Annotated in this window: 18 protein-coding genes; 11 read left to right on the top strand and 7 right to left on the bottom strand. The window is 65.3% G+C overall.

Features of this window, described 5'->3' with window-relative positions; genetic code table 11:
* Positions 1 to 103 precede the first annotated feature (103 nt).
* The 6 genes from AYB31_RS06565 (at position 104) to AYB31_RS06540 (ending at position 9,148) form a co-directional block, all read left to right on the top strand.
* Entirely contained in the window at positions 104 to 1,021 is a 918-nt protein-coding gene (locus tag AYB31_RS06565) for a LysR family transcriptional regulator (RefSeq protein ID WP_068826988.1), read from the top strand.
* A 158-nt stretch (positions 1,022 to 1,179) separates the two neighbouring features.
* Complete coding sequence (gene mexE, locus AYB31_RS06560; protein ID WP_068826987.1) at positions 1,180 to 2,424, top strand: multidrug efflux RND transporter periplasmic adaptor subunit MexE; 1,245 nt, start codon at positions 1,180 to 1,182, stop codon at positions 2,422 to 2,424.
* A gap of 11 nt (positions 2,425 to 2,435) precedes the next feature.
* Complete coding sequence (locus AYB31_RS06555; protein ID WP_068826985.1) at positions 2,436 to 5,618, top strand: efflux RND transporter permease subunit; 3,183 nt, start codon at positions 2,436 to 2,438, stop codon at positions 5,616 to 5,618.
* Positions 5,615 to 7,042: an efflux transporter outer membrane subunit gene (locus AYB31_RS06550; RefSeq protein WP_068826983.1), complete on the top strand. Its 1,428-nt coding sequence runs from the start codon at positions 5,615 to 5,617 to the stop codon at positions 7,040 to 7,042. The genes AYB31_RS06555 and AYB31_RS06550 overlap by 4 nt, the downstream gene beginning before the upstream one ends.
* Before the next feature lie 224 nt (positions 7,043 to 7,266).
* Positions 7,267 to 7,776, top strand: coding sequence for a disulfide bond formation protein B (locus AYB31_RS06545; protein ID WP_068826982.1), 510 nt, complete (start codon positions 7,267 to 7,269; stop codon positions 7,774 to 7,776).
* Positions 7,777 to 7,858: 82 nt separating this feature from the next.
* On the top strand, positions 7,859 to 9,148 hold the full coding sequence (locus AYB31_RS06540; protein WP_068826980.1) for a glycosyltransferase: 1,290 nt from the start codon (positions 7,859 to 7,861) through the stop codon (positions 9,146 to 9,148).
* Between the two features lie 106 nt (positions 9,149 to 9,254).
* On the opposite strand, the gene AYB31_RS06535 is transcribed toward AYB31_RS06540, so the two are convergent.
* Positions 9,255 to 9,701, bottom strand: coding sequence for a PACE efflux transporter (locus AYB31_RS06535; protein WP_068826979.1), 447 nt, complete (start codon positions 9,699 to 9,701; stop codon positions 9,255 to 9,257).
* Between the two features lie 129 nt (positions 9,702 to 9,830).
* On the opposite strand from AYB31_RS06535, the gene AYB31_RS06530 reads away from it, so the two are divergent.
* The 3 genes from AYB31_RS06530 (at position 9,831) to AYB31_RS06520 (ending at position 12,110) form a co-directional block, all read left to right on the top strand.
* Positions 9,831 to 10,721: a LysR substrate-binding domain-containing protein gene (locus AYB31_RS06530; protein WP_068826977.1), complete on the top strand. Its 891-nt coding sequence runs from the start codon at positions 9,831 to 9,833 to the stop codon at positions 10,719 to 10,721.
* Between the two features lie 48 nt (positions 10,722 to 10,769).
* A complete protein-coding gene (locus AYB31_RS06525; RefSeq protein ID WP_068826976.1) occupies positions 10,770 to 11,429 on the top strand; it encodes a glutathione S-transferase family protein in 660 nt (219 codons plus the stop codon).
* Positions 11,430 to 11,660: 231 nt separating this feature from the next.
* Positions 11,661 to 12,110 carry a nuclear transport factor 2 family protein gene (locus AYB31_RS06520; protein ID WP_068826974.1) on the top strand — a complete coding sequence of 150 codons (450 nt, stop codon included), beginning with the start codon at positions 11,661 to 11,663 and terminating at the stop codon, positions 12,108 to 12,110.
* Between the two features lie 3 nt (positions 12,111 to 12,113).
* On the opposite strand, the gene AYB31_RS06515 is transcribed toward AYB31_RS06520, so the two are convergent.
* From AYB31_RS06515 to AYB31_RS06490, 6 genes are all read right to left on the bottom strand, one after another.
* Entirely contained in the window at positions 12,114 to 13,565 is a 1,452-nt protein-coding gene (locus AYB31_RS06515) for an efflux transporter outer membrane subunit (RefSeq protein WP_068826973.1), read from the bottom strand.
* Entirely contained in the window at positions 13,562 to 16,669 is a 3,108-nt protein-coding gene (locus AYB31_RS06510; RefSeq protein ID WP_068826971.1) for an efflux RND transporter permease subunit, read from the bottom strand. Before AYB31_RS06510 ends, AYB31_RS06515 begins: the two co-directional genes overlap by 4 nt.
* Positions 16,670 to 16,781: 112 nt before the next feature.
* Positions 16,782 to 19,874 (bottom strand): MdtB/MuxB family multidrug efflux RND transporter permease subunit, encoded by a 3,093-nt coding sequence (locus AYB31_RS06505; RefSeq protein WP_068826969.1) that lies wholly within the window; start codon positions 19,872 to 19,874, stop codon positions 16,782 to 16,784.
* Positions 19,871 to 21,079, bottom strand: a complete 1,209-nt coding sequence (locus AYB31_RS06500; RefSeq protein ID WP_068826968.1) for an MdtA/MuxA family multidrug efflux RND transporter periplasmic adaptor subunit — start codon at positions 21,077 to 21,079, stop codon at positions 19,871 to 19,873. The genes AYB31_RS06505 and AYB31_RS06500 overlap by 4 nt, the downstream gene beginning before the upstream one ends.
* 284 nt (positions 21,080 to 21,363) lie before the next feature.
* Complete coding sequence (gene tpx / locus AYB31_RS06495) at positions 21,364 to 21,864, bottom strand: thiol peroxidase (RefSeq protein WP_068826966.1); 501 nt, start codon at positions 21,862 to 21,864, stop codon at positions 21,364 to 21,366.
* A gap of 98 nt (positions 21,865 to 21,962) precedes the next feature.
* Complete coding sequence (locus AYB31_RS06490; protein ID WP_068826964.1) at positions 21,963 to 22,604, bottom strand: GNAT family N-acetyltransferase; 642 nt, start codon at positions 22,602 to 22,604, stop codon at positions 21,963 to 21,965.
* A 135-nt stretch (positions 22,605 to 22,739) separates the two neighbouring features.
* Here AYB31_RS06490 and xthA point away from each other — a divergent pair, with 135 nt between their 5' ends.
* Both xthA and AYB31_RS06480 read left to right on the top strand, forming a co-directional pair.
* Positions 22,740 to 23,552: an exodeoxyribonuclease III gene (gene xthA, locus AYB31_RS06485; protein WP_068826962.1), complete on the top strand. Its 813-nt coding sequence runs from the start codon at positions 22,740 to 22,742 to the stop codon at positions 23,550 to 23,552.
* A 59-nt stretch (positions 23,553 to 23,611) separates the two neighbouring features.
* Positions 23,612 to 25,051, top strand: a complete 1,440-nt coding sequence (locus AYB31_RS06480) for a GGDEF domain-containing protein (protein WP_082805222.1) — start codon at positions 23,612 to 23,614, stop codon at positions 25,049 to 25,051.
* Positions 25,052 to 25,062: the final 11 nt, after the last annotated feature.

The following is a 25,062-nucleotide window of genomic DNA, read 5'->3' as shown; positions in this document are numbered from 1 at the left end:
GGATGATCCGGAAACCTGCAGGTTCAACTCGAACAGTGCCGCAGACTTGACGCCAGCCGCTCGCGCACGCACCTTTCACGAACTCCCGGATGGAAGCTGGAACATGAACCGCAACGACCTGCGCCGTGTCGATCTCAACCTGTTGATCGTGTTTGAAACGCTGATGCACGAGCGCAGCGTGACCCGCGCGGCGGAAAAGCTGTTCCTCGGCCAGCCCGCCATCAGTGCCGCCCTCGCCCGCCTGCGTAGTCTGTTCGACGATCCGCTGTTCGTGCGTACCGGGCGCACCATGGAGCCGACCGCGCGGGCCACCGAGATCTTCGCCCTGCTCTCCCCGGCACTGGACTCCATCTCCACCGCCGTCAGCCGCGCCACCGACTTCGACCCGGCGACCAGCAATGCGGTGTTCCGCATCGGCCTGTCCGATGACGTGGAGTTCGCCCTGCTGCCGCCTTTGCTACGGCGCTTGCGTGGCGAGGCCCCCGGCGTGGTGCTGGTGATACGCCGCGCCAACTACCTGCTGATGCCCAACCTGCTGGCCTCCGGGGAGATCTCCGTGGGTGTCGGCTACACCGAAGAACTGCCGGCCAACGCCAAGCGCAAGGTCCTGCGCCGCAGCAAACCCAAGCTGTTGCGCGCCGATAGCGCCCCAGGGGCGGTCAGCCTCGACGACTTCTGTGCCCGCCCGCACGCCCTGGTGTCCTTCGCCGGCGACCTCACCGGCTTTATCGACGACGCGCTGGAGAAGCTCGAACGCAAGCGCCGCGTGGTCCTGGCTGTGCCGCAATTCAACGGCCTGGGTACGCTGCTCGCCGGCACAGATATCCTGGCCACCGTGCCGGACTACACCGCTGCCGCCCTGACCGCTGCTGGTGGTTTGCGCGCCGAAGAGCTGCCCGTGCCCTCGCGCACGTTCGAGTTGCACATGGCCTGGCGCGGCGCCCAGGACAACGATCCGGCCGAACGCTGGCTACGCTCGCGCATCCAGATGTTCTGCGGCGACCCCGACAGCCTGGAGTGATTCGACAGAGGCTCTACGCCGGGCCTTACCGCAACTATCAACGCAACCGCCGCAATCATCATTCCGGATGATAGTCATCTTCGGATTGTTCGATTCGTCTCATCAAACTCGTCCCAGCAGACTCCGCCCATTCCCAAATCCGACTGGCGGAGTCACTCATGGAACAGTCAAACAATCTTCTTTCCTGGCGCTTTCCCCTGGCCGTTGCCGCCGCTCTGGTCTTGAGCGCCTGCGGCAAAGCCGAGGAAACCAGCCAGCAGGCACCTGCGGCCAAGGTCAGCGTTGCCGAAGTGATCGAACAGCCGATCAACGAGTGGGACGAGTTCACCGGGCGCCTTGAGGCGCCCGAGTCGGTTGAAGTGCGTCCGCGCGTGTCCGGCTACATCGACAAGGTTGCCTTCGACGAAGGCAGCCTGGTGAAGAAAGGCCAACTGCTGTTCCAGATCGACCCGCGCCCGTTCGAGGCCGAGGTCAAGCGCCTGCAGGCGCAGCTGCAACAGGCCCGTGCCAGCCAGACCCGCGCCGCCAGCGAAGCCCGTCGTGGTGAGCGCCTGCGCCAGAGCAACGCGATCTCCGCCGAACTGGCCGATGCCCGCGCCAGCGCCGCCGCCGAGGCACAAGCCGCCGTCGCAGCTACCCAGGCCGAACTGGACAACGCCCAGCTCAACCTCAGCTTCACCCGTATCACCTCGCCGATCGACGGCCGCGTCAGCCGTGCCGAGATTACCGAGGGCAACCTGGTCAACGCCGGCCAGTCGCTGCTGACCTCGGTGGTCTCCACCGACAAGGTCTACGCCTACTTCGACGCCGACGAGCGTGTGTTCCTCAAGTATGTCGAGCTGGCCCGCAAGTCCGGTGGTGATGCCCGCGGCGACAGCCCGGTATACCTGGGCCTGTCCAGCGAAACGGGACACCCGCATCAGGGGCACCTCGACTTCCTCGACAACCAGGTCAATCCGCGCACCGGCACCATCCGTGGTCGCGCCGTGTTCGACAACAGCGAAGGCTTCTATACCCCCGGCCTTTACGCCCGCCTCAAGCTGGTCGGCAGCAGCACCTACCCCGCTGCGCTGATCAAGGACGAAGCGGTCGGCACGGACCTGGGCAAGAAGTTCGTCCTGGTGCTCGACAAGGACAACGCCGTGCAATACCGAGCCATCGAACTGGGGCCGAAGCTGGAAGGCCTGCGCATCGTGCGCAGCGGCCTGGTCAAGGGTGAGCAGATCGTGGTCAACGGCCTGCAGCGCACCATGCCTGGCGCCACCGTCGACCCGCAGAGCGTACCCATGGCCGACGAGGACACCCTGGCCCAGCTGGCGCGCCTGCGTCAGGCCGTGGACAGCCGTGATTCGCCGAAAGTGGCCGATCAGCAAGCCCCCACCCGCACCGCACCGCGCGGCTGAGGTAGAACGCCATGAATTTTTCCCAGTTTTTCATCAAGCGGCCGATCTTCGCCGCCGTGCTGTCGCTGCTGATCCTGATCGCCGGGGCGATCTCGCTGTTCCAGCTGCCGATCAGCGAATACCCGGAAGTCGTGCCGCCCACCGTGGTGGTGCGCGCCAACTTCCCCGGTGCCAATCCCAAGGTCATCGGTGAAACCGTGGCCTCGCCGCTGGAGCAGGCCATCGTCGGTGTCGAGGGCATGCTCTACATGTCGTCGCAGTCGACCAACGACGGCAAGCTGAGCCTGACCATCACCTTCGCCCTCGGCACTGACCTGGACACCGCCCAGGTGCAGGTGCAGAACCGCGTGACCCGCACCATGCCGACTCTGCCGACCGAAGTGCAGCGCCTCGGCGTGACCGTGGACAAGTCCTCGCCGGACCTGACCATGGTGGTGCACCTGACGTCGCCGGACGATCGCTACGACATGCTCTACCTGTCCAACTACGCCGCGCTCAACATCAAGGATGAGCTGGCGCGCCTGGACGGCGTGGGCGACGTGCAGCTGTTCGGCATGGGCAACTACTCGCTGCGCGTGTGGCTGGACCCGAACAAGGTTGCCTCGCGCAACCTCACCGCCAGCGACGTGGTCGCCGCCATTCGCGAGCAGAACCGCCAGGTCGCGGCAGGCTCGCTCGGTGCGCCGCCTTCGGATGCCGGCAACAGCTTCCAGCTGTCGATCAACACCCAGGGTCGTCTGGTCAGCGAGGAAGAGTTCGAGAACATCATCATCCGCGCCGGTGACGATGGCGAGATCACCCGCCTGAAGGACATTGCCCGCGTCGAGCTGGGTTCCAGCCAGTACGCCCTGCGTTCCTTGCTCAACAACAAGCCGGCCGTGGCCATCCCGGTGTTCCAGCGTCCCGGCTCCAACGCCATCGACATCTCCGACTCGGTGCGTTCGCGCATGGCCGAGTTGAAGAAGAACTTCCCGCAGGGCATGGACTACGAAATCGTCTATGACCCGACCATCTTCGTGCGTGGCTCCATCGAGGCGGTGGTGCACACCCTGCTCGAAGCCATCGTGCTGGTGGTGCTGGTGGTGATCCTGTTCCTGCAGACTTGGCGCGCCTCGATCATCCCGCTGGCCGCCGTGCCGGTGTCGCTGATCGGCACCTTTGCCGTGATGCACCTCTTCGGCTTCTCGCTCAACGCCCTGTCGCTGTTCGGTCTGGTGCTGGCCATCGGTATCGTGGTGGACGACGCCATCGTCGTGGTGGAGAACGTCGAACGTAACATCGGCCTCGGCAAGACGCCGGTGGAAGCCACTCGCCAGGCCATGAAGGAAGTGACCGGCCCCATCGTCGCCACGGCACTCGTGCTGTGCGCGGTGTTCGTACCGACCGCGTTCATCTCCGGCCTCACCGGGCAGTTCTACCAGCAGTTCGCGCTGACCATCGCCATCTCCACGGTGATCTCGGCCTTCAACTCGCTGACCCTGTCGCCGGCCCTGGCCGCCGTGCTGCTGAAAGACCACCACGCGCCCAAGGACCGCTTCTCCAAAGTGCTGGACAAGCTGTTCGGCGGCTGGCTGTTCGCGCCCTTCAACCGCCTGTTCGACCGGGCCAGCCATGGCTATGTCGGCACCGTGAAGCGCGTGTTGCGCGGCAGCGGCATCGCCCTGTTCGTCTATGGCGGCCTGCTGGTACTCGGCTATCTCGGCTTTGCCAGCACTCCGGCCGGCTTCGTGCCGCCGCAGGACAAGCAATACCTGGTGGCCTTCGCCCAGCTGCCGGACGCCGCCACCCTCGACCGTACCGAGGCAGTGATCAAGCGCATGTCGGACATCGCCGGCAAGCACCCTGGCGTGGAGAACTCCGTGGCCTTCCCCGGCCTGTCGATCAACGGTTTTACCAATAGCCCGAACAGCGGCATCGTGTTCACTCCGCTCAAGCCCTTCGAAGACCGCAAGGACCCGAGCATGAGCGCCGCGGCCATCGCCGCCGAGCTGAACCAGCAGTTCGCCGAGATCCAGGATGCCTACATCGCCATCTTCCCGCCGCCACCGGTGCGCGGCCTGGGCACCATCGGCGGCTTCCGCCTGCAGGTGGAAGATCGCGGCAGCCTGGGTTACGAGGAGCTGTACAAGCAGACCCAGAACATCCTGGCCAAGGCGCGGCAGCTGCCGGAACTGAACCCGATGTCGCTGTTCACCAGCTACCAGGTCAACGTGCCGCAGATCGACGCCGCCATCGACCGCGAGAAGGCCAAGACCCACGGCGTTGCCATCAGCGACATCTTCGACACCATGCAGGTGTACCTGGGTTCGCTGTATGCCAACGACTTCAACCGCTTCGGTCGCACCTACCAGGTCAACGTCCAGGCCGAGCAGCAGTTCCGCCTGGAGCCGGAGCAGATCGGTCAGCTCAAGGTGCGCAACAACCGTGGCGAAATGGTGCCGCTGTCCACCTTCGTCAAGGTCGACAACAGTTCCGGTCCGGATCGGGTGATGCACTACAACGGCTTCATCACCGCCGAGATCAACGGTGCGGCCGCGCCCGGCTACAGCTCCGGCCAGGCCGAGGCGGCGATCAGCAAGCTGCTCAATGACGAACTGCCCAACGGCATGACCTTCGAGTGGACCGACCTGACCTACCAGCAGATCCTGGCCGGCAATACCGCGATCTTCATCTTCCCGCTCTGCGTGCTGCTGGCCTTCCTGGTGCTGGCTGCCCAGTACGAAAGCTGGAGCCTGCCGCTGGCGGTGATCCTGATCGTGCCGACCGTGCTGTTCTCCGCCATCGTCGGGGTGATCATCTCCGGCGGCGACAACAACATCTTCACCCAGATCGGCCTGATCGTACTGGTGGGCCTGGCGTGCAAGAACGCCATCCTCATCGTCGAGTTCGCCAAGGAGAAACAGGAGGAAGGCCTGGACCGCGTCAGCGCCGTACTGGAAGCCTGCCGCCTGCGTCTGCGCCCGATCCTGATGACCTCCATCGCCTTCATCATGGGGGTGGTGCCACTGGTACTTAGCTCCGGTGCCGGCGCGGAAATGCGCCATGCCATGGGCGTGGCCGTGTTCAGCGGGATGATCGGCGTGACCTTCTTCGGCCTGCTGCTGACACCGGTGTTCTATGTGCTGATCCGCGGTTTCGTGGAAAAACGCGAAGCGCGCAAAGCCCAATCGATTGCTCACGAGGTGCATGCATGAAGCCGTTGCTCCCCGCCCTCCTCGCCCTTGCAGTCAGCGCCTGCGCCGTCGGCCCGGATTACCGGGCCCCGGATACCGAGCCGGCCGAGCTGACCAGCCTGGAGCAAGGCGACTACCAGCGCAGCGACTTTGAAGCGGCCTGGTGGCAACAGTTCGACGACCCGACCCTGAGCCAGCTGGTGCAACAGTCGCTGCAGGACAACCGTGAGCTGCGCGTGGCCTTCGCCCGCCTGCGCAGCGCCCGGGCCATCCGCGACGACGTGGGCAACGACCAGATGCCGGTTATCACCAGTCGCGCCAGCGGTGAGTTCGGCAAGGCCCAACAACCGCCGAGCAGCGAGGAACGTATCCGTCAGGAGCGCTACGACCTGGGTCTGGACATGGCCTGGGAGCTCGACCTGTTCGGCCGTATCCAGCGCACCATCGAAGCCAGCGAGGCACAGAGCGAAGCCGCCGAGGCCGAGCTGTATCAGCTGCAGGTCAGCCTGATCGCCGAACTGGTGGACGCCTACGGCAACCTGCGCGGCGCCCAGCTGCGCGAACACATCGCCCGGGAAAACCTGAAGAACCAGAGCCAGTCGCGGGCGCTCACCGAACAACTGCGGGTAGCCGGCATCGGCAGCGAACTGGACGTGCTGCGTGCCGATGCGCGCCTGGCGGCCACCGAAGCCACCCTACCGCAACTGCAGGCCGAAGAGGCCCGCGCACGTCATCGCATCGCCACCCTGCTCGGCCAGCGGCCGGAGCAGCTCAGCGTCGACCTGTCGCCCAAGCCGCTGCCGGTGATTGCCAAGGCCCTGCCGATCGGTGACCCCGCCGAACTGCTGCGCCGCCGCCCGGACATCCGCGTGGCCGAACGCCAGCTCGCAGCCGCCACCGCCAATGTTGGCGTGGCGACGGCCGACCTGTTCCCGCGGGTGAGCCTCTCCGGCTTCCTCGGCTTTACCGCCGGCCGCGGCTCGCAACTGGGCGCCGCCGATGCGCGGGCCTGGGGTGTGGCGCCGACCATCACCTGGGCCGCGTTCGACCTGGGCAGCGTGCGGGCACGTCTGCGCGGCGCCAAGGCCGATGCCGATGGCGCCCTGGCCAGCTACGAGCAACAGGTCCTGCTGGCCCTGGAAGAGTCGGAGAACGCCTTCAGCGACTACAGCAAGCGCCAGCAACGCCTGGTGTCCCTGGTGCGGCAGTCGGAAGCCAGCCGCGCCGCCGCCGAACAGGCAGGCGTGCGTTACCGCGAAGGCACGGTCGACTTCCTCGTGCTGCTCGACGCCGAACGCGAGCGCCTGGCCGCCGAGGATGCCCAGGCTCAGGCCGAGGTCGAGCTGTATCGCGGCATCGTCGCCATCTACAAGGCCCTCGGCGGTGGCTGGCAGCCACAGCTGGTAGGCCAGGCACAGCCGGCATCGACGCCGCCTGCGGGCTGACACCAGCTCCACAACCATTCCTCCTGGGCCGACACCGCCCTTTGTCGGCCATTGCTCATCCCCGCGGTTCAGCTCCTGGCCGTGGGGATTTTTTTGTCTGCAGGGCATCGAACGAAGACACGCTCGGCCTGCCGAACCGACCAACCAGCACTGCTGCGTTGCCGCTACGGCGCGCAACTGGTACAAGCAGCGAGCATTTTCCCCATGACGTTCTGGAACCTGGAATGAGCCGACGCAACCCTGCTCTCGTACTCCCTCTCTTCATCGCCCTGGCCTGTGTGGCAATGCTGGCCGGCGCGCTGTTCTGCCAGCATGTGCTGGGCTGGGACCCTTGCACCCTGTGCGTACAGATCCGCCTGTGGCTGAGCCTCGCCGCCATCCTCGCCCTGCTGTTGAGCGCCACGGCGGCGCTGAAGCAGAACTGGCTGGGCTTCGTGCTCTGGCCGCTGCTGCTGGCCAGCAGCGGCATGGCCGTGGTCGACAACGCCCATGTGGCGCTGATCGAGATCGGCATCATGGAAAGCACCAGTTGCTGGCCGTTCCCCTTCTATTCCGACTACCTGCCCCTGCATGAATACCTGCCGGGTGTGTTCATGAGCGGCGGCATCTGCGGGCAGAACGACTACACCATCATCGGCATCCCGTTCACCATCTGGACCCTGCTCGGCGTCGCCGGGTTGTTCCTGTTCAGTCTGTTCAGCCTCTGGCGCGCCATTCGTTCGCCACGCAGCTGAAGCGGCATCGGATGGGCTCGGTGGCGCCTTCGCCATCGAGCCTGCCGCTATAATCGCCGCCCCACCCCGCGAGCCACGCTGCATGCACAACGTCCTCATCATCGGCTATGTCTGGCCCGAGCCGCGTTCCTCCGCCGCCGGCAGTCGCATGATCGAGCTGATCGAGCTGTTTCGTGCCCAGGGCTGGCGGGTGACCTTCGCCAGCGCCGCCGCGCTGTCAGAGCATCGCGCCAACCTGGCGGCACTCGATGTGCCGGAAGTGCCGATCACCCTCAACTGCGACAGCTTCGATGCCTTCATTCGCGAATTGCAGCCGGATCTGGTGCTGTTCGACCGTTTCTTCAGCGAGGAACAGTTCGGCTGGCGTGTCGAGAAACACTGCCCGAATGCCCTGCGCATCCTCGAAACCAGCGATCTGCATAGCCTGCGCGATGCCCGTCAGCGCCTGCTCAAGGCGGCCCAGCAGGCTTGTAGCAGCGAAGCGGAGAAACAGCAGCAAGGCCCCTTGCTCGCCAACTCTGCAGAGCTGTTCGCGGCGATGACCTCGGACGACATGGCCCAGCGCGAGATCGCCGCCATCTACCGCTGTGACCTGACGCTGCTGATTTCCGACTTCGAGCAGGCGCTGCTGCTGCAGCGGTTCGGTGTGCCGGGAACCCTGCTGCACCTCTGCAACCTGATGCTGATTCCCACGGCCACCGCGCAGCCGCGGTTCGAGCAGCGCGCGCACTTTCTCAGCATCGGCAACTTCCGCCATGCGCCCAACTGGGATTCGGTGTTGTGGCTCAAGCACCAGCTCTGGCCGCTGATCCGCCAGCGCCTGCCGCAGGCGCAGCTGCACATCTACGGTTCCTACCCGCCGCCCAAGGCCACCGCGCTGCACAATGGCAAGCAGGGCTTCCATGTGCTGGGCTGGGCTGCCGATGCCCACGCGGTAATGGTGCAGGCGCGGGTGTGCCTGGCGCCGCTGCGCTTCGGCGCGGGCATCAAGGGTAAGCTGGCCGACGCCATGGCCTGTGGCACCCCCAGCGTAACTACGCCGATCGGCAGCGAAGGCATGCATGGCCAACTGCCCTGGGGTGGCACTATCGCTAGCGACGCCGAAGCCTTCGCCGACGCGGCCGTGGCGCTGTATCAGGAACAGGCGCTGTGGCAACGGGCCCAGGCCAACGGCGCCCATATCCTTGCCGAGCGTTTCGACCGCCAGCAGTCCGGCCAGGCGCTGATCGAGCGCCTGCATAACCTGCGCGACAACCTGCAGGCCGAGCGCCAAGCCAATTTCGTCGGCAGCATGCTGCGTCACCACCTGCACAAAAGCACCCAGTACATGGCGCAGTGGATCGCCGCGAAGAACGCACGCTCAGCGCGCTGAGCTACAGCGCTGATTCACCTGTAATCAGCCAGGTGCCAGCCTGCACCCCTCGTCCTCGGTCGACGCCAGGGCATGCCTCAGGCGCGCCTGATTGCGTGAACCAGACTCAGCATTTGCCCGAGCACAGCAGCGTTTCCTTGGCCGAATCCGGCACGCCGAACAGCAGGTCGAAGGCCCACTGGAAGGCGAAGGCGTAGAAAAAGAAGAACGTCAGCAGACCGATATCGGCGATGAGTGCCTCCAGCCAGCCGATATCCAGCCACCAGGCCATCACCGGAACCAGCAGCAGGGCCAAGCCCCCTTCGAAGCCCAGGGCATGCAGCAAGCGCCGGCCCAGCGTACGGGTACGCCGCGCCTGCCGCGCCTCCCAGTACTCGAACAAGCTGTTGAAAAGCATGTTCCAGCTCAGGGCCAGCAGCGACAACAGCAGGGCCAGGGCTCCGGAATGCATCAGGCCCTTGTCGAACGCCAGGGCAATTACCGGCGCCACGAACAGCGCCCCGACCAGCTCGTAGAGCACGGCCTGCGTCACTTTTCTCATTGGCCCTTGCATCACTTCATCTCTCTTCACCGCGCGCCGGAAATGGCGTCGCACAGGCCAAGACTCTAGGGAAGACGCCCCTCGCGGACAAATGACCTATAGTTCGCCAAGATGAATTCAACTCACCATTCAGGAACAAGCATGTTCGCCCGTCTGCCGCTCACCGCCCTGCGCACCTTCGAATCGGCCGCGCGCCTGGCCAGCTTTCGCGCCGCCGCGCTGGAGCTGAATGTCACCCCGACCGCCGTGTCCCATCAGATCCGTGGCCTGGAACAGTGGCTGGGCGTGCTGCTGTTCGAACGCCTGGGGCGTGGCGTGCGCGTTACCGAGGCCGGCGAGCGCCTGCGCCGCAGCCTGCACGGCGCCCTGCTGGAAATCGACCACAGCCTGGAAGCCCTGCGCCCGCAGGCCGGGGAACAGAGCATCAGCCTCACGACCATGCCGGCGTTCGCCGCACTGTGGCTGATTCCCCGCCTGGGCCGCTTCTACCGCCAACATCCGGGGATTCGCGTGCGTATCGAAACCAGTCACGAGCTGGTCGACCTGGAGCGCGATGCCAGTATCGACCTGGCCATCCGCTGCGGGCTGGGCGACTACCCGCAACTGTTCCAGCGGGAGCTGATGAAAGAGCGCTTCGCCGCCTATGCCGCCCCGCAGCTGCATGAACGCCTGGCAAACGGGGGCGCCGATCTGATCGGGGTCGGTTGGGAGGCACCGTTGTCCGGCCTGCCGTCCTGGCAGAACTGGGCGGAACTGGCCGGCGAACCCTGGGTAAGCACAGCCACTTGCCGCGACTACCCCGACGAGCACTATGCCCTGCAGGCCGCCATTTCCGGTCAGGGACTGGCGCTGGCCAGCTCGGTGCTGGTGTCGGACAGCCTGGCCAACGGCCTGCTGCAACCCTACCGCGCCGATATCAGCCTGCCCGGCGCCCGCTACCTGGCGCTCTGCGTGCCGGGGCGCGAACGCCAGCCGGCGGTCAAGGCGCTGCTGGATTGGCTGGTGGAGGAAACGGCGCAGCTTGTCGATTGAAGCGTTCGCCGTTCGACCAGTAGCAACCCCTTCACGGAGATATGCGACATGGCCCTGGAACTCTACGCACACCCCTTCTCCTCCTACTGCCAGAAAGTGCTGATCGCGCTGTATGAGAACGCCACGCCCTTCGAGTACCGCCTGCTCGCCGCGGAGCAGCCTCAGAACATGCAGCGACTGACCGAGTTGTGGCCGCTGCGGCGCTTCCCGCTGTTGCGGGACAACGACCAGACGGTGGTGGAATCGAGCATCATCATCGAGCACCTGCAGCTGCGTCATCCGGGGCCGATCAGGCTGATTCCGGACGACCCGCAGCAGGCGCTGGAAGTGCGCTTCATGGATCGCTTCTTCGACAACTACCTGTCCACCCCGCAGCAGAAGTGCGTGTTCGACGCCCTGCGCCCCGTGGAGCTGCGCGACGCGCAGGGCGTGGTCGAGGCCCGCGCGATGCTCGACACGGCCTATGCCTGGCTGGAACAGCGGATGGCGGGCAGAACCTGGGCCGCAGGAGAGCACTTCAGCCTGGCCGACTGTGCGGCGGCGCCCTTCCTGTTCTATGCCGACTGGACCCAACCCATCGGTGAGGCGTTTCCGACCGTACGTGCTTACCGCCAGCGTCTGCTACTGCGGCCCTCCTTCGCCAGGGCGGTGGACGAGGCACGGCCGTATCGCGCCTTCTTCCCGCTCGGCGCACCGGATCGGGATTGAAAGCCTGAAGAGGTTGCAGCACCTATCGCGGCTGAAGCCGCTCCCAAAAAGACCTGCCCCTCGCACCGGTAGGGTCATACTACACCGTTCCTGTGGGAGCGGCTTTAGCCGCGATAGAGGTTCCACTGCGCATTCGCGGCTGAAGCTGAGCGCAGCCTTTCTTTTACCCGCGCGATCTCGCTAGGATCGAACCCGGCCTTCATGCCGAAGGCAGCCACACAAGGATGACCCATGAAGAAGCTCGCACTATCCCTGCTCTGCCTGTTCGCTCCACTCGCCCATGCCGACACCGAGCTGACCGAGGCCAATATCCGTGCCCTCTACGACAAGATGGTCGTCGTCGCTTCGCAGCGCGACATCGAGGGTGTATTGGGGCTGATGAGCGCTGACGTGACCATCCAGATCTCCGCACCCCAGGGCAGCCTGGAGCTGGACGCCGACAAGTATCGGCAACTGCTGAAACAGGGCTGGAGCGGGCTGGACAGCTACCAGATGGCGGTGGATATCGAGCAGATCGACATTGCCGCCGACGGCCAGAGCGCCACCGTCAAGGACACCACGACCGAAACCATGAGCATGCGCGGCCACGAGATGAGCGCCGGCATGCAGGAAACCGCCAACCTGCGCCTGATCGACGGCGAACCGAAGATCACCCGCATCGACGCACAGATCAAACAGTAGGCATCACTCGGCTGGCGCCTCGGGCTGCCAGCCGCCGCCCAGTGCCGCGATCAGCTGCACGCTGGCGGTCAGGCGGCTGCCCTGCAGGGTCAGGCGGGTACGCTCGTTGCTCAGCGCGGTGGTCTGCACGTTGACCACATCAGTGAACTCCACGGTGCCGGCCTTGTACTGGTTGAGCAGCAGGCGCAGCGATTCGCGGGCGGCGTCCAGCGCCTCCTGCTGCACCCCGGCCTCGCGCTCCAGCACGGCCAGTTGCACCAGGTAATCCTCTACTTCACGGAAGCTGTCCAGCACGGTCTGCCGGTAGTCGGCCACGGTCTGGTCGTAGCTGGCCTCGGCCTGCTCGACCTGGGAGCGGATGAGGCCACCGTCGAACAGGTTCAGGGCGAACGACGGGCCGATGGACCAGAAGCGATTCGGCGTGCTGATCCAGTCATCCAGGCCGCCACTGCGGTAGCCGCCGGTGGCGGACAGGCTCAGCTCGGGGTAATAGGCGGCCTCGGCCACGCCGATCTCGGCATTGGCGGCCATCACCCGGCGTTCGGCGGCGGCCACGTCCGGACGACGCTCCAGCAGGGTCGACGGCAGGCTTACCGGCACGCCGGGCAGCGCCGGAATTTCCTCACGCACCGCCAGTTCGAACTCGGACGGCGCCACGCCGACCAGCACGGCGATGGCGTGTTCCAGCTGGGCACGCTGGTACTCCAGATCCACCGCCTCGGCCTCGGTGCCCTTGAGCTGGGTCAGCCCCTGGGTGACATCGGACTTGGGCACTATGCCGGCCTTGTACTGGTTTTCGGCGATGCGGTAGGCCTCTTTGTAGGCCGCTACGGTCGCGTCGAGCAGGCGTTTCTGCTGATCGAGCACACGCAGTTGCAGGTAGTTCTGCACCAGCTCGGACTGCTGGCTGAGGCGCACAGCGGCCAGGTCGGCGGCACTGGCATCGAGGCCGGCGCGCTCGGACTCCAGCTGGCGGCGCAGCTTGCCCCACAGGTCCAGCTCCCAGCTCACCCCGAGGCTGGCCTCATAGCTCTTGGAAACGGTAGAGGTGCCCCCACCGCTGACACTCACGCCGCCGGTGGTGCCAATGGTGCTGTCGCCACCACCCTGTCCGGCGCGGGTGACGCCGGCGTTCAGCCCGACGCTGGGGAAGAACGCCGCCCGCGCGCCGCGCACCAGGGCCTTGGCCTGGCGATACTGCGCCTCAGCGCTGGCCAGGGTCTGGTTGTTGGCATTGAGCCTCTCCACAAGCGCATTCAGCTCGGCATCGTCGTAAAACGTCCACCAGTCGGTGCGCAGCGCGGTGTCGGCCGGAGCCGCCGACTTCCAGCCGGCGGCCTGCTTGAACTCGGCCGACGGCGCACTAGCCGGGCGCAGGTAATCGGGGCCGACGGCGCAGCCAGCCAGAGTCAGGGCAAGCAGAAAAGTCGAAACGCGAGGCAATGCAGACGTCATAGCGGGGTTTCCAGAGCAGCGTCACTGCGTACGCCGCGCCAGCGGTTGACCCGGTGGCGCAGACGGTCGAGATAGAGGTAGACCACGGGCGTGGTGAACAGCGTGAGCAACTGGCTGAGCACCAGCCCACCGACGATGGCCAGGCCCAGCGGGCTGCGCATCTCGGCGCCCTCGGCCTGGCCCAGCAGCAACGGCAGCGCGCCGAGCATGGCAGCCAGGGTGGTCATCATGATCGGGCGGAAACGCAGCAGGCAGGCCTCGCGGATCGATTCCTGCGGGCTGAGCTTCTGTTCGCGCTCCAGCTCCAGCGCCAGGTCGATCATCAGGATGGCGTTCTTCTTCACCACGCCGATCAGCAGGAACAGGCCAAGTAGCGAGATCAGGCTGAACTGGCCGCCGGTGAGCAGGATCGCCAGCAAGGCGCCGACGCCCGCCGAGGGCAAGGTGGAAAGAATGGTCAGCGGGTGGATGTAGCTCTCGTAGAGGATGCCCAGCACTATGTACACCACCAGCAGGGCCAGCAGGATCATCAGCGGCTGGCCCTGAGCCTCCTTCTCGAACTGCCCGCCGGTGCCGCCGAGCAGGCCCTGCACCTCGGTCGGCAGGTTTACTTGCGCCACCGCCCGTTGAATCGCCGCATTGGCTTGTTCCTGAGTCACATCCGGCGCCAGGGAGTAGCCGATGCTCTCGGCGGCGAACTGGCCCTGGTGCTGGACCCGGTCATCCTCCAGGCTGCGCTGCCAGTGGGCGAAACCGGACAGCGGCACGCGCGCGCCGTCGGCGCTGATCACCTGGATCTGGTCCAGTGCCTCGGGGTACTGCGCGTACTTGGGATTGATCTCCATGACCACGCTGTACTGGTTGAGGCTCTCGTAGATGGTGGATATCTGCCGCTGGCTGAAGGCGTTGTTCAGCACGCTGCCGATCATGGCCATATCCACACCCAGGCGTTGGGCCGTGGCACGGTCGACCACCAGAGTGATCTGCTGGGCGCCTTCGCCCTCCTTGGCGTCGATATCGGTCAGCTCGGGCAGGCTGGCCAGCGCATCGCGTACCTTGGGTAGCCATTGGTTGAGCAGATCGAGTTCGCTGGCGAGCAACACGTACTCGTTCTCCGAGCTGCGCCCCTGGCGGCCACCGAACTGCAGGTCCTGGTCCGCCATCAGCATCAATCGCGCCCCCGGCACCTTGGGCATCTCGGCGCGGAGCCGGTCGATCACCTGCTTGGAAGACTGCTCGCGCTCGGCAATCGGCTTGAGGCGGATCACCAGAAAGGCATTGTTGATGCCACTGTCGCCGCCGATGAAGCCGGCCACGCTGTGAATCGCCGGGTCCTTGAGCAGGCCGCGGCGGAACTCTTCCATCTTCGGCTGCATGCGCTGGAATGACAGACCATCGTCGCCGCGCACGAAGCCGATCAGCTGGCCGGTATCCTGCTCTGGCATGAAGGTCTTGGGCACCACGACGAACAGGTAGACGTTGCCGATGATGGTCAGCAGCAGGCTGAACAGGGTCAGCCGCGAATGGCGCAGGGCCCAGTCCAGGCCACGGCCGTAAGCGGCCAGCACGCGCTTCTGCACCCGCGCGCCCCACTGCGCCACCCGACCAGCCTCGCGCGCCTGCTCATCGGCCTTGAGCCAACGGGCGCAGAGCATGGGTGTGAGCGTCAGCGACACGGCCATGGAGATCAGGATCGCCGCCGTCAGGGTGATGGCGAACTCGCGGAACAGGCTGCCGACGATACCGCCCATGAACAGGATGGAGAGAAACACCGCCACCAGCGACAGGTTCATCGACAGCAGGGTGAAGCCTACTTCCTGGGTGCCCTTGAAGGCTGCCGCCAGCGGTTTCTCGCCGGCCTCGATATGCCGCGAGATGTTCTCCAAAACGACGATGGCGTCGTCCACCACCAGGCCGGTGGAAATGATCAGCGCCATCAGCGACAGGTTGTTCAGGGAAAAATCCAGCAGGTACATGACGGCGAAGCAGCCAATCAGCGATACCGGCACCGCCAGCGCCGGGATCAACGCGGCACGCCAGCGACCGAGGAACAGGAACACCACCAGAATCACCAGGCCGACGGCAATCAGCAGCGTGCGCTCGGCCTCATGCAGGCTGGCGCGGATTACCGGCGAGCGGTCCATCGCCACCTCCAGTTTGGCGCTGGCCGGCATCAGCGCTTCCAGCGCCGGCAGTTCGGCGCGGATGTCCTCGATGGTCTGGATGATGTTGGCGCCCGGTTGGCGGTTGACCACCAGCAGCACGGCCTTGTCGTCGTTGTAGAAGCCCGCGTTGTAGCGGTTCTCCACCGAATCGCGCACCGTGGCCACGTCGCCGAGGCGCACGGCGGCGTTGTTCTGATAACGGATGATCAGGTCCTGGTACTGCGCGGCCTTCTTCATCTGGTCGTTGGCCTGGATCTGCCACTGGCGGTCGGCATCGGCCACGTCGCCCTTGGGCCGGTCACGGTTGGCGGCGTCGATGGCGCTGCGCACTTCATCCAGGGCCACACCGTACTGGTCGAGCAGGCGCGGCTCCAATTCCACCCGTACGGCGGGCAGCGAGCTGCCACCGATCTGGATCTCGCCCACACCCTGCACCTGTGCAAGTTTTTGCGCAATCACCGTGGAACCCAGGTCGTACAGCTGGCTCTTGTCCAGCAGCGGCGAGGTCAGCGACAGCACCATGATCGGCGCCTGCGACGGGTTGAACTTCTTGTAGGTCGGCATGCTGCGCATACCGCTGGGCAGCAGGTTGCGCGCGGCATTGATGGCGGCCTGCACCTCGCGGGCGGCGGCGTCGACGTTGCGGCCGATATTGAACAGGATGACGATCTGCGTGCTGCCCTGGCTGCTGCGGCTGGTCATCTCGCTGATGCCGGCGATGGTGCCGAGCGAACGCTCCAGTGGCGTGGCCACGCTCGACGCCATGGTCTGCGGGCTGGCACCGGGCAGGCTGGCGCGCACCACGATGGCCGGGAAGTCCATGTTCGGCAGCGGCGCCACCGACAGCAGGCGAAAGCTCACCAGGCCCAGCAGGACAATAGCCAGGCTCAGCAGCAGGGTCGCGACCGGGCGGCGGATAAAGGGCGCCGAGAGGTTCATGCGCAGCGCCCATGTGGGAGCGGCTGGGCGGCACCCCGCTTAAGCCGCAATGCAGGTACGCAGACGAACACGCTATCGCGGCTTAAGCCGCTCCCACAGAAGACCTTCCCGCTCACGCCGCCACTCCCGCCGCACTGCGCCCCAGCAGGCGCCGCGACAGCCGATCGAAGGCCAGGTAGATCACCGGGGTGGTGAACAGCGTCAGCACCTGGCTGAGCAGCAGGCCGCCCACCATCACCAGGCCCAGCGGCTGGCGCAGTTCGGCGCCCGAACCGGAGGCAAGCATCAGCGGAATGGCACCGAACAGCGCGGCCAGGGTGGTCATCAGGATCGGCCGGAAACGCAGCAATGCCGCCTGATAGATCGCCGCCTCGGGCGCCATGCCCTGCTGCCGCTCGGCCTCCAGGGCGAAGTCGATCATCATGATGGCGTTTTTCTTGACGATGCCGATCAGCAGGATGATGCCGATGATGGCGATCAGGCCCAGGTCGTTGCCGGTCAGCAGCAGCGCCAGCAGCGCGCCGACCCCGGCCGAGGGCAGCGTCGAGAGGATGGTGATCGGGTGTATGTAGCTCTCGTAGAGCACGCCCAGCACGATGTACATGGTGACGATGGCGGCCAGGATCAGTAGCAGGGTCGAGCTCAGCGAGGCGCGGAAGGCCTCTGCGGCGCCCTGGAACTTGCTCTGGATGGCAATCGGCAGGCCGATGTCGCGTTGTACCTGCTCGATCACCGCTACCGCCTGGCCCAGGGAAACGCCTTCGCCCAGATTGAACGACAGGGTCACCGCCGGGAACTGGCCGATATGGTTGACCAGCAGCGTGGCCGGACGCTCCTCGATGCGCGCCAGCGAGGCCAGCGGCACCTGGCCGCCACTGGCGGTGGCAACATGAATGCGCTGCAGCGCCTTGGGCCCGATTTCGCCGGCGCCGGCGCTTTCCAGCACCACGCGGTACTGGCTGGCCTGGGTGAAGATGGTGGAAATCTGACGCTGGCCGAAGGCGTCGTATAGCGCATCGTCGATGTCGCCGACGCTCACGCCCAGGCGCGAAGCGGCGTCGCGGTCAATGCTGAGGAATACCTGCAGGCCACGGTTCTGCAGGTCGCTGGCCACATCTCGCAGCTCCGGGCGCTCGCCCAGGGCGCTCACCAGCTTCGGCGTCCACTCTTCCAGCAGGGCGTTGTCCGGCGACTCCAGGCTGAACTGGAACTGGGTGCGGCTGACCCGGTCCTCGATGGTCAGGTCCTGCACCGGCTGCAGGTACAGGGCAATGCCCGGCACCTGGGCCAGCGCCGGGCGCAGGCGCTCGATCACTTCGCTGGCGGTAACGTCACGCTCGGCATGCGGCTTGAGGTTGATCAGCAGGCGTCCGCTGTTCAGCGTCGGATTGTCGCCGTCCACGCCGATATAGGACGACAGGCTGGCCACATCCGGGTCGCGCAGGATGACCTCGGCCAGGCGCTGCTGGCGTTCGCTCATGGCACCGAAGGAAATGCTCTGCGGCGCCTCGGAGATGCCCTGGATCACCCCGGTGTCCTGCACCGGGAAGAAGCCCTTGGGTACCGCCAGGTACAGCAGCACGGTCAGCGCCAGAGTGCCGATGGCCACCAGCAGGGTCAGGCCCTGGTAGCGCAGCACCCATTGCAGGCCCACGGCGTAGCGGGCGATCAGGTCGTCGATAAAGGCACCCGCGGCCTGGTAGAAGCGGCCCTGCTCCTCGTCCTTCTCGGCCTTGAGCAGGCGCGCGCACATCATCGGCGTCAGGGTCAGCGACACCACCAGGGAAATCAGGATGGCCACCGCCAGGGTGATGGCGAACTCGCGGAACAGGCGGCCCACGACATCGGCCATGAACAGCAGTGGAATCAGCACGGCGATCAGCGAGAAGGTCAGCGAAATCAAAGTGAAGCCGATCTGTTTGGCACCCTTGAGCGCCGAGTTGAACGGTGTCTCGCCCTCCTCCAGATGACGGGCGATGTTCTCCAGCATGACGATGGCATCGTCGACCACGAAGCCGGTGGCGATAGTCAGGGCCATCAGCGTCAGGTTGTTGATCGAAAAGCCGGCCAGGTACATCACGCCGAAGGTGCCGATCAGCGACAGCGGCACGGCGATGGATGGAATGATGGTGGCGGACAGCTTGCGCAGGAACAGGAAGGTCACCAGCACCACCAGGGCGATGGCCAGCAGCAGCTCGAACTGCACGTCCTTGACCGCCGCGCGGATGGTCTGGGTGCGGTCGGTGAGCACCTGCACTTCCAGGCTGGCCGGCAACGACGCGGTGATCTGCGGCAGCAGCGCCTGGATGCGGTCGACTACTTCGATGACGTTGGCGCCAGGCTGGCGCTGGATGGTCAGCAGCACCGTCTCGTTGCGGTCGGCCCAGGCGGCCAGGCGTTCGTTCTCGGCGCCATCGACCACGGTGGCGACATCCTGCAGACGCAGGGCGGCGCCGTTTTCGTACTTGAGGATCAGGCCGCGGTATTCGCTGGCGGACTTGAGCTGGTCGTTGGCATCCAGCTGCGAGACGCGGGTCGGGCCGTCGAAGTTGCCCTTGGGCTGGTTGACGTTCTGCGCGGTGATCAGTGTGCGCACATCGGACAGGTTGAGGCCGTGGCTGGCGAGGGCCTCCGGGTTGACCTTGATGCGCACGGCCGGGCGTTGGCCGCCAGCCAGGCTGACCAGCCCGACGCCGCTGATCTGGGAGATCTTCTGCGCCATGCGGGTGTCGATCAGATCATGCACTTCGGTCAGCGGCAGCGTGCTGGACCGAATCGCCAGGGTCAGCACGGGCGTATCGGCCGGGTTGACCTTGTTGTACACCGGCGGCGCCGGCAGGTCGCTGGGCAGCAGGTTGCTGGCCGCGTTGATCGCCGCCTGCACTTCCTGTTCGGCCACTTCCAGGTCAACTTCCAGGCTGAAGCGCAGGGTGATCACCGAGGCGCCGCCGGAGCTGGCCGAGGACATCTGCTGCAAGCCCGGCATCTGACCGAACTGGCGCTCCAGCGGCGCGGTCACCGAACTGGTGGTCACCTGCGGGCTGGCGCCCGGGTACAGGGTAAGCACGCGGATGGTCGGATAGTCGACCTCCGGCAGCGCCGACACTGGCAGCAGGCGGTAGGCGATCAGACCGGCGAGGAAGATTGCCACCATCAGCAGCGTGGTGGCGACCGGCCGCAGAATGAACAGGCGAGAAGTGTTCATGCGCCCTGCTTCTGCTCGGCCTTGGAGCCAGGCTGTGCCAGGGCGCCCGGCTCTTCACCGATCACCTGTACCTGGCTGCCTTCCTTGAGTTTGTCGGTGCCTTCCAGCACCAGGCGCTCGCCGGCCTTGACGCCCGAATCGATCAGACTGGTCGCGCCGTCGCTGGCGCCAACCTTGATGTCGCGGACCTGCACCTTGTCATCGTCGCCCAGGACGAAGACGAAGGTGCCGCGCGCACCGTACTGCACGGCCGCGGAGGGAATCAGGGTGGCCTGCTGGCGGGTATCCACACGCAGACGCACGTTGACGAACTGGTTGGGGAACAGGCTCTCGCCGGCATTCTCGAAACGCGCCTTGATCTTGACCGTGCCGGTGGCCACATCGATCTGGTTGTCCAGGCTGTGCAGCACGCCCTCGCTGAGCAGCGTGCGCTCATCACGATCCCAGGCCTCGACCTGCAGACGCTGGCTGGCGCGCACCTTGGCCAGCACCGGCGGCAGATCCTTCTCCGGCAGGGTGAAGTTGACCGCGATGGGTTCGACCTGGGTGATCACCACCAGCGGCGTGGTATCGCCACTGCTGATCAGGTTGCCAACATCCACCTGGCGCAGGCCAAGACGCCCGGCGATCGGCGCGCGGATGCGGGTGAAGTCGAGATTGAGGCGGGCCTCGGCGACGGCGGCCTGGTTGCTCTTGACCGTGCCACGGTACTGGCCGACCAGGGCTACCTGGGTGTCGAGGGTCTGCTTGGCGATGCTGTCCTCGGCGTACAGGCCCTGATAACGGGCCAGGTCGATTTCGGCATTCTTCAGCTGCGCCTGGTTCTGCGCCAACGTGCCTTGGGCTTGCAGCAGCGCCACCTCATACGGGCGAGGATCAATCTGTGCCAGCAGGTCGCCCGCCTTGACCAGTTGCCCCTCCTCGAACAGCACCTTGACCAGCTCGCCGTCCACCCGCGAGCGCACGTTCACCGTGTTGAGCGCAGTGACGGTACCCAGTGCCTTGAGTTCGACATTGAAGTCGCCGCGTGTCACCTTGGTCAGGCGCACCGGCACCGGGCCATCCCAGGGGCCGAATGGTCCCTTGCCCTTTGACTCGGGCTCGCCGCCAGGCAGCAGCCGCCACAACAGCAGAGCGGCAAGCAGAATGGCCAGGGCAACCCACCAAAAGCGGGAGATGCGGGGGAACTTGGAGAAATCGGGCATGGTGCGGGATCACTTTCCTGGGGAGGATGAACGATAAGTACTCCCAGCAACCAGGCAAAGGGTCTTTACCGCCTTTTTACCCTTCTTTGACGTAACAAGAAGTTGGAAATTTAAAAACGACAACGGCCTGCACCAGGCAGGCCGTTTCTGCAATCAAGCCGTTGGGGCTCGCGAGCTAGAGAAAAACCAGGCAGATGTGACTGAGGAAGCGCAGCTTACAAGTAGTAAGTGAGCACTCCGAAGCCGCATCCAACGCAGTTTTTCCGACGCGCAGCAGCCCCAAATTACTTCAGTACGGCAATCGCGGCGGCGTAGTTGGGCTCGTCGGCGATCTCACCAACCAGCTCGCTATGCAGCACCTTGTCGTTCTCGTCCAGTACCACCACGGCACGGGCGGCAATGCCGGCCAGCGGGCCGTTGCCGATGGACACGCCGTAGTCCTTGAGGAAGCTGGCGCCGCGCATGGTCGACAGGTTGATCACATTCGCCAGGCCTTCGGCACCGCAGAAGCGTGCCTGGGCGAACGGCAGGTCGGCGGAGATGCACAGCACCACGGTGTTGGCCAGGCCGCTGGCCTCGGTGTTGAACTTGCGCACCGAAGTAGCGCAGGTCGGGGTGTCGACGCTGGGGAAAATGTTCAGCACCTTGCGCTTGCCGGCCAGGCTGGCCAGGGTCACGTCGGACAGGTCGTTGGCCACCAGGGTGAAAGCCGGGGCCTGTTGGCCGGCCTGCGGCAGCTGACCTTCGACCTGGATGGGGTTGCCTTTGAGGGTTACTTGAGCCATTGGCGAGTTCCTTCTGTGTGTTATGCCGGGGTCACGGCACCCAGCGGGAGAAATGCCGGCCAGTGTGACCGTACGGTACTGCCACGGCAAGCGTGCGTTCAGGCGCTGGCCTGCCTGGCCGGTTGCGGGTTGGGATGGAAGAACACATGCTCGCGGATCGGCCCAACCGCCACCTCACCGATTTCCTGGTAGCCCTGGCGCTGGTAGAACTCCAGGTAATGCGGGTTGCCGGTATCCAGCACGACGCCTTGCGAGCCGGCATCCTCGGCACACCAGTCATGCAGGGCGGCGAGCAACTGCTCGCCCAGGTGCTGCCCCTGGAACTGCGGATGCACGCCCAGCAGCGGCAGCACGTGGTAGGGGCCGGGCGGCAGGCAGGCCAGCACCGCGTCGTGGTACTCCAGGTAGCGTTTGGTGCAGCGAAAGCCGGTGGTCATCAGCATGCGCAGGCGCCAGGCCCAGCTCTCGGTGATATCCAGACGCCGCTGCGGCGGCGCGATCAGGGCGATACCCACCAGGCGCTCCTCAATCAGCAGGCCGATGGCTGGCTGATCCTGCAGGAAATGCTGCTGCACCAGCTCGCGCACCGTGGCGCGTACGCGCTGATCGAAGCCGGGGCGCTCGCTTTCGAACAGGTAGGCGAAGGTCGGGTCGTGGCGATAGGCGTGATACAGCAGCGAGCGGGCCTCGCGGGCGTAACCGTGATCGAGCAGGCGAACTTCGGCGGTGCGATGGGGCATCGGGCTGACCTCATTTGTTATAGGGTTTTACGGGTCAGCTGCCACGTTAGCACCGCCGCCCTGCCCCCGCCAGGCGCTGGCCGTCGCCCCGGCGCTGGGCTAGCATCGGCCCTTTCTTATCTGTCGGTGCCTCTCATGAAGATCGTTTCTTTCAATATCAATGGCCTGCGCGCCCGCCCTCATCAGTTGCAGGCCTTGATCGAGAAACACCAGCCGGACGTGATCGGCCTGCAGGAAACCAAGGTCGATGACCCACAGTTCCCGGCGGACGAGATCCGCCAGCTCGGCTACCACGTGCACTACCACGGCCAGAAGGGCCATTACGGCGTCGCCCTGCTTTCGCGCCAGGCGCCGCTGGAGCTGCACAAGGGCTTCCCCGGTGATGAAGAAGATGCCCAGCGCCGTTTCATCTACGGCACCTTCGCCGACGCTCAGGGCAACCCGGTGACCGTGATGAACGGCTACTTTCCCCAGGGCGAAAGCCGCGACCACCCCATGAAGTTCCCGGCCAAGCAGCGTTTCTATGCCGACCTGCAGCAGCTGCTGGTCGAGCGCTTCGACCCGAGCCAGGCGCTGGTGGTGATGGGCGACATCAATATTTCCCCGGAAGACTGCGACATCGGTATCGGCGAGCCCAACCGCCTGCGCTGGCTGAAGACCGGCAAGTGCAGCTTCCTGCCGGAGGAGCGCGAGTGGCTGGCCACCCTCAAGGGCTGGGGCCTGGTAGACAGCTTCCGCCACCTCAATCCGGCGGTGAACGACCGCTTCAGCTGGTTCGACTACCGCAGCCGCGGCTTCGAGGACGAGCCCAAGCGCGGCCTGCGCATCGACGTGATCCTCGCCAGCCAGCCGCTGCAGGCGCGCTTCAAGGATGCCGGCATCGACTACGAGCTACGCGGCATGGAGAAACCCTCCGACCATGCGCCGATCTGGCTGGAGCTAGACTGAGCGTTGTGCCAGTTCCTGGCAGGAAGTGAAGTTACTGGCCAGGCCAGATGGAGTAGATCTTGGAGAGCGCCACTACCAGGCAAGCCTGGTCAGCCGACCTGAAAATCGCCAGCCTGGTCTGCCTGCTGGTTCTGACAGCCTGCCTACTGGGTATTGCCACCCGCCCGCTGGGCCACCTGGCAACCATCTGGCCCGCCAATGCCTTGTTGCTCGGCCTGATGGTGCGTTACCCGCAACTGGCCAGGCCCGCTGGCTGGCTGGGTGGCGTAGCGGCCTATGTGATTGCCGACAGCATCACCGGCGGTGCACCCCTCAAGACCCTGATGCTCACGCTGGCCAACCTGGCCGGGGTGGTCAGCGCGTATCTGCTGTTGTCGCGCCTTAGTGAGGAACACCGTTCCCTGCGCAGCCCGCTCTCGGTGCCTTATCTGGCGCTGGCTGTAACGCTTGCCTCCCTGGCATCCGGGTTGGTTGGCGCAATCATCGACCCCCTGCTGTTTGATGGCACTCCTTTCTCGGGCCTGACGTTCTGGTTCGTTACCGAACTGGTCAACTACATCGCGATATTGCCGGTGCTGCTCACCATGCCGGACTGGCCCGAGCGCCTGAAAGACCGGCGGCAGAGGCTGCTCACTTCAAGGCAGCGGTTGTTGCATGCCCTGCCTGCTGTCAGCCTGGTGGTATTCGGCGTGCTCTGCCTGATGGTGGGCGGTCCCGGCGCACTGGCCTTCCCCGTTCCGGCGCTGCTGTGGTGCGCATTGAGCTATAGCGTCTTCACAACGGCCTTGCTGACTTTTGCCTTCACCAGCAGCTTGCTCGTCGTGCTGGCTGTCGTTGGCATTCCGCTAGCGCCGTTCGATATGAATTCGCACCCCGTGCTGCTTTCCTTGCGTCTCGGCATCACCTTGCTGGCTTTCGCGCCACTGACGGTGGCCAGCGTAATGGCTGTGCGCAACCAATTGCTGCAGCGTATGCAGTACATGGCGTCGCATGACCAACTCAGCGGCCTGCTCAATCGCTGGGCTTTCTATGAGCAGGCCAGGCAACTATCCCCCAATCGACCGCTAGCGCTGCTGATGTTCGACATCGACCATTTCAAGCGCATCAACGACACCTACGGCCATGCCACTGGCGACCTGGTACTGCAAGCCTTCGCCCGCCTCGCCAGTCACGGTCTGCGCGACGGAGACGCCCTGGCCCGTCTGGGCGGTGAGGAATTTGCCCTGCTGCTGCCTGGCTGCTCGCACAACCAGGCTCTGGCGATTGCCGAGCGCATCCGCACGGACTACGCCAATGCCCCGATCAGCCTGGAGGATGGCCAACATGTGCAATCCACAGTCAGCATTGGTGCGGTTGTGGCCTTGCAGCCGCCAGCCGACATCGACGAGCTGTTGCTGAGCGCCGATCGTGTCCTGTATCAGGCCAAGGAATCGGGACGCAATCGGGTTGTCATCAGCCAGTACGCCCCGGACGAGCAGGCCAGAACGGAAACTGCCTGAGTCAACACGGA

Source organism: Pseudomonas sp. BMS12 (assembly GCF_001592875.1).
Lineage (GTDB): Bacteria > Pseudomonadota > Gammaproteobacteria > Pseudomonadales > Pseudomonadaceae > Aquipseudomonas.
Note: the sequence above shows the minus strand (reverse complement) of the source record. Positions and strands in the feature narration are given on the sequence as shown.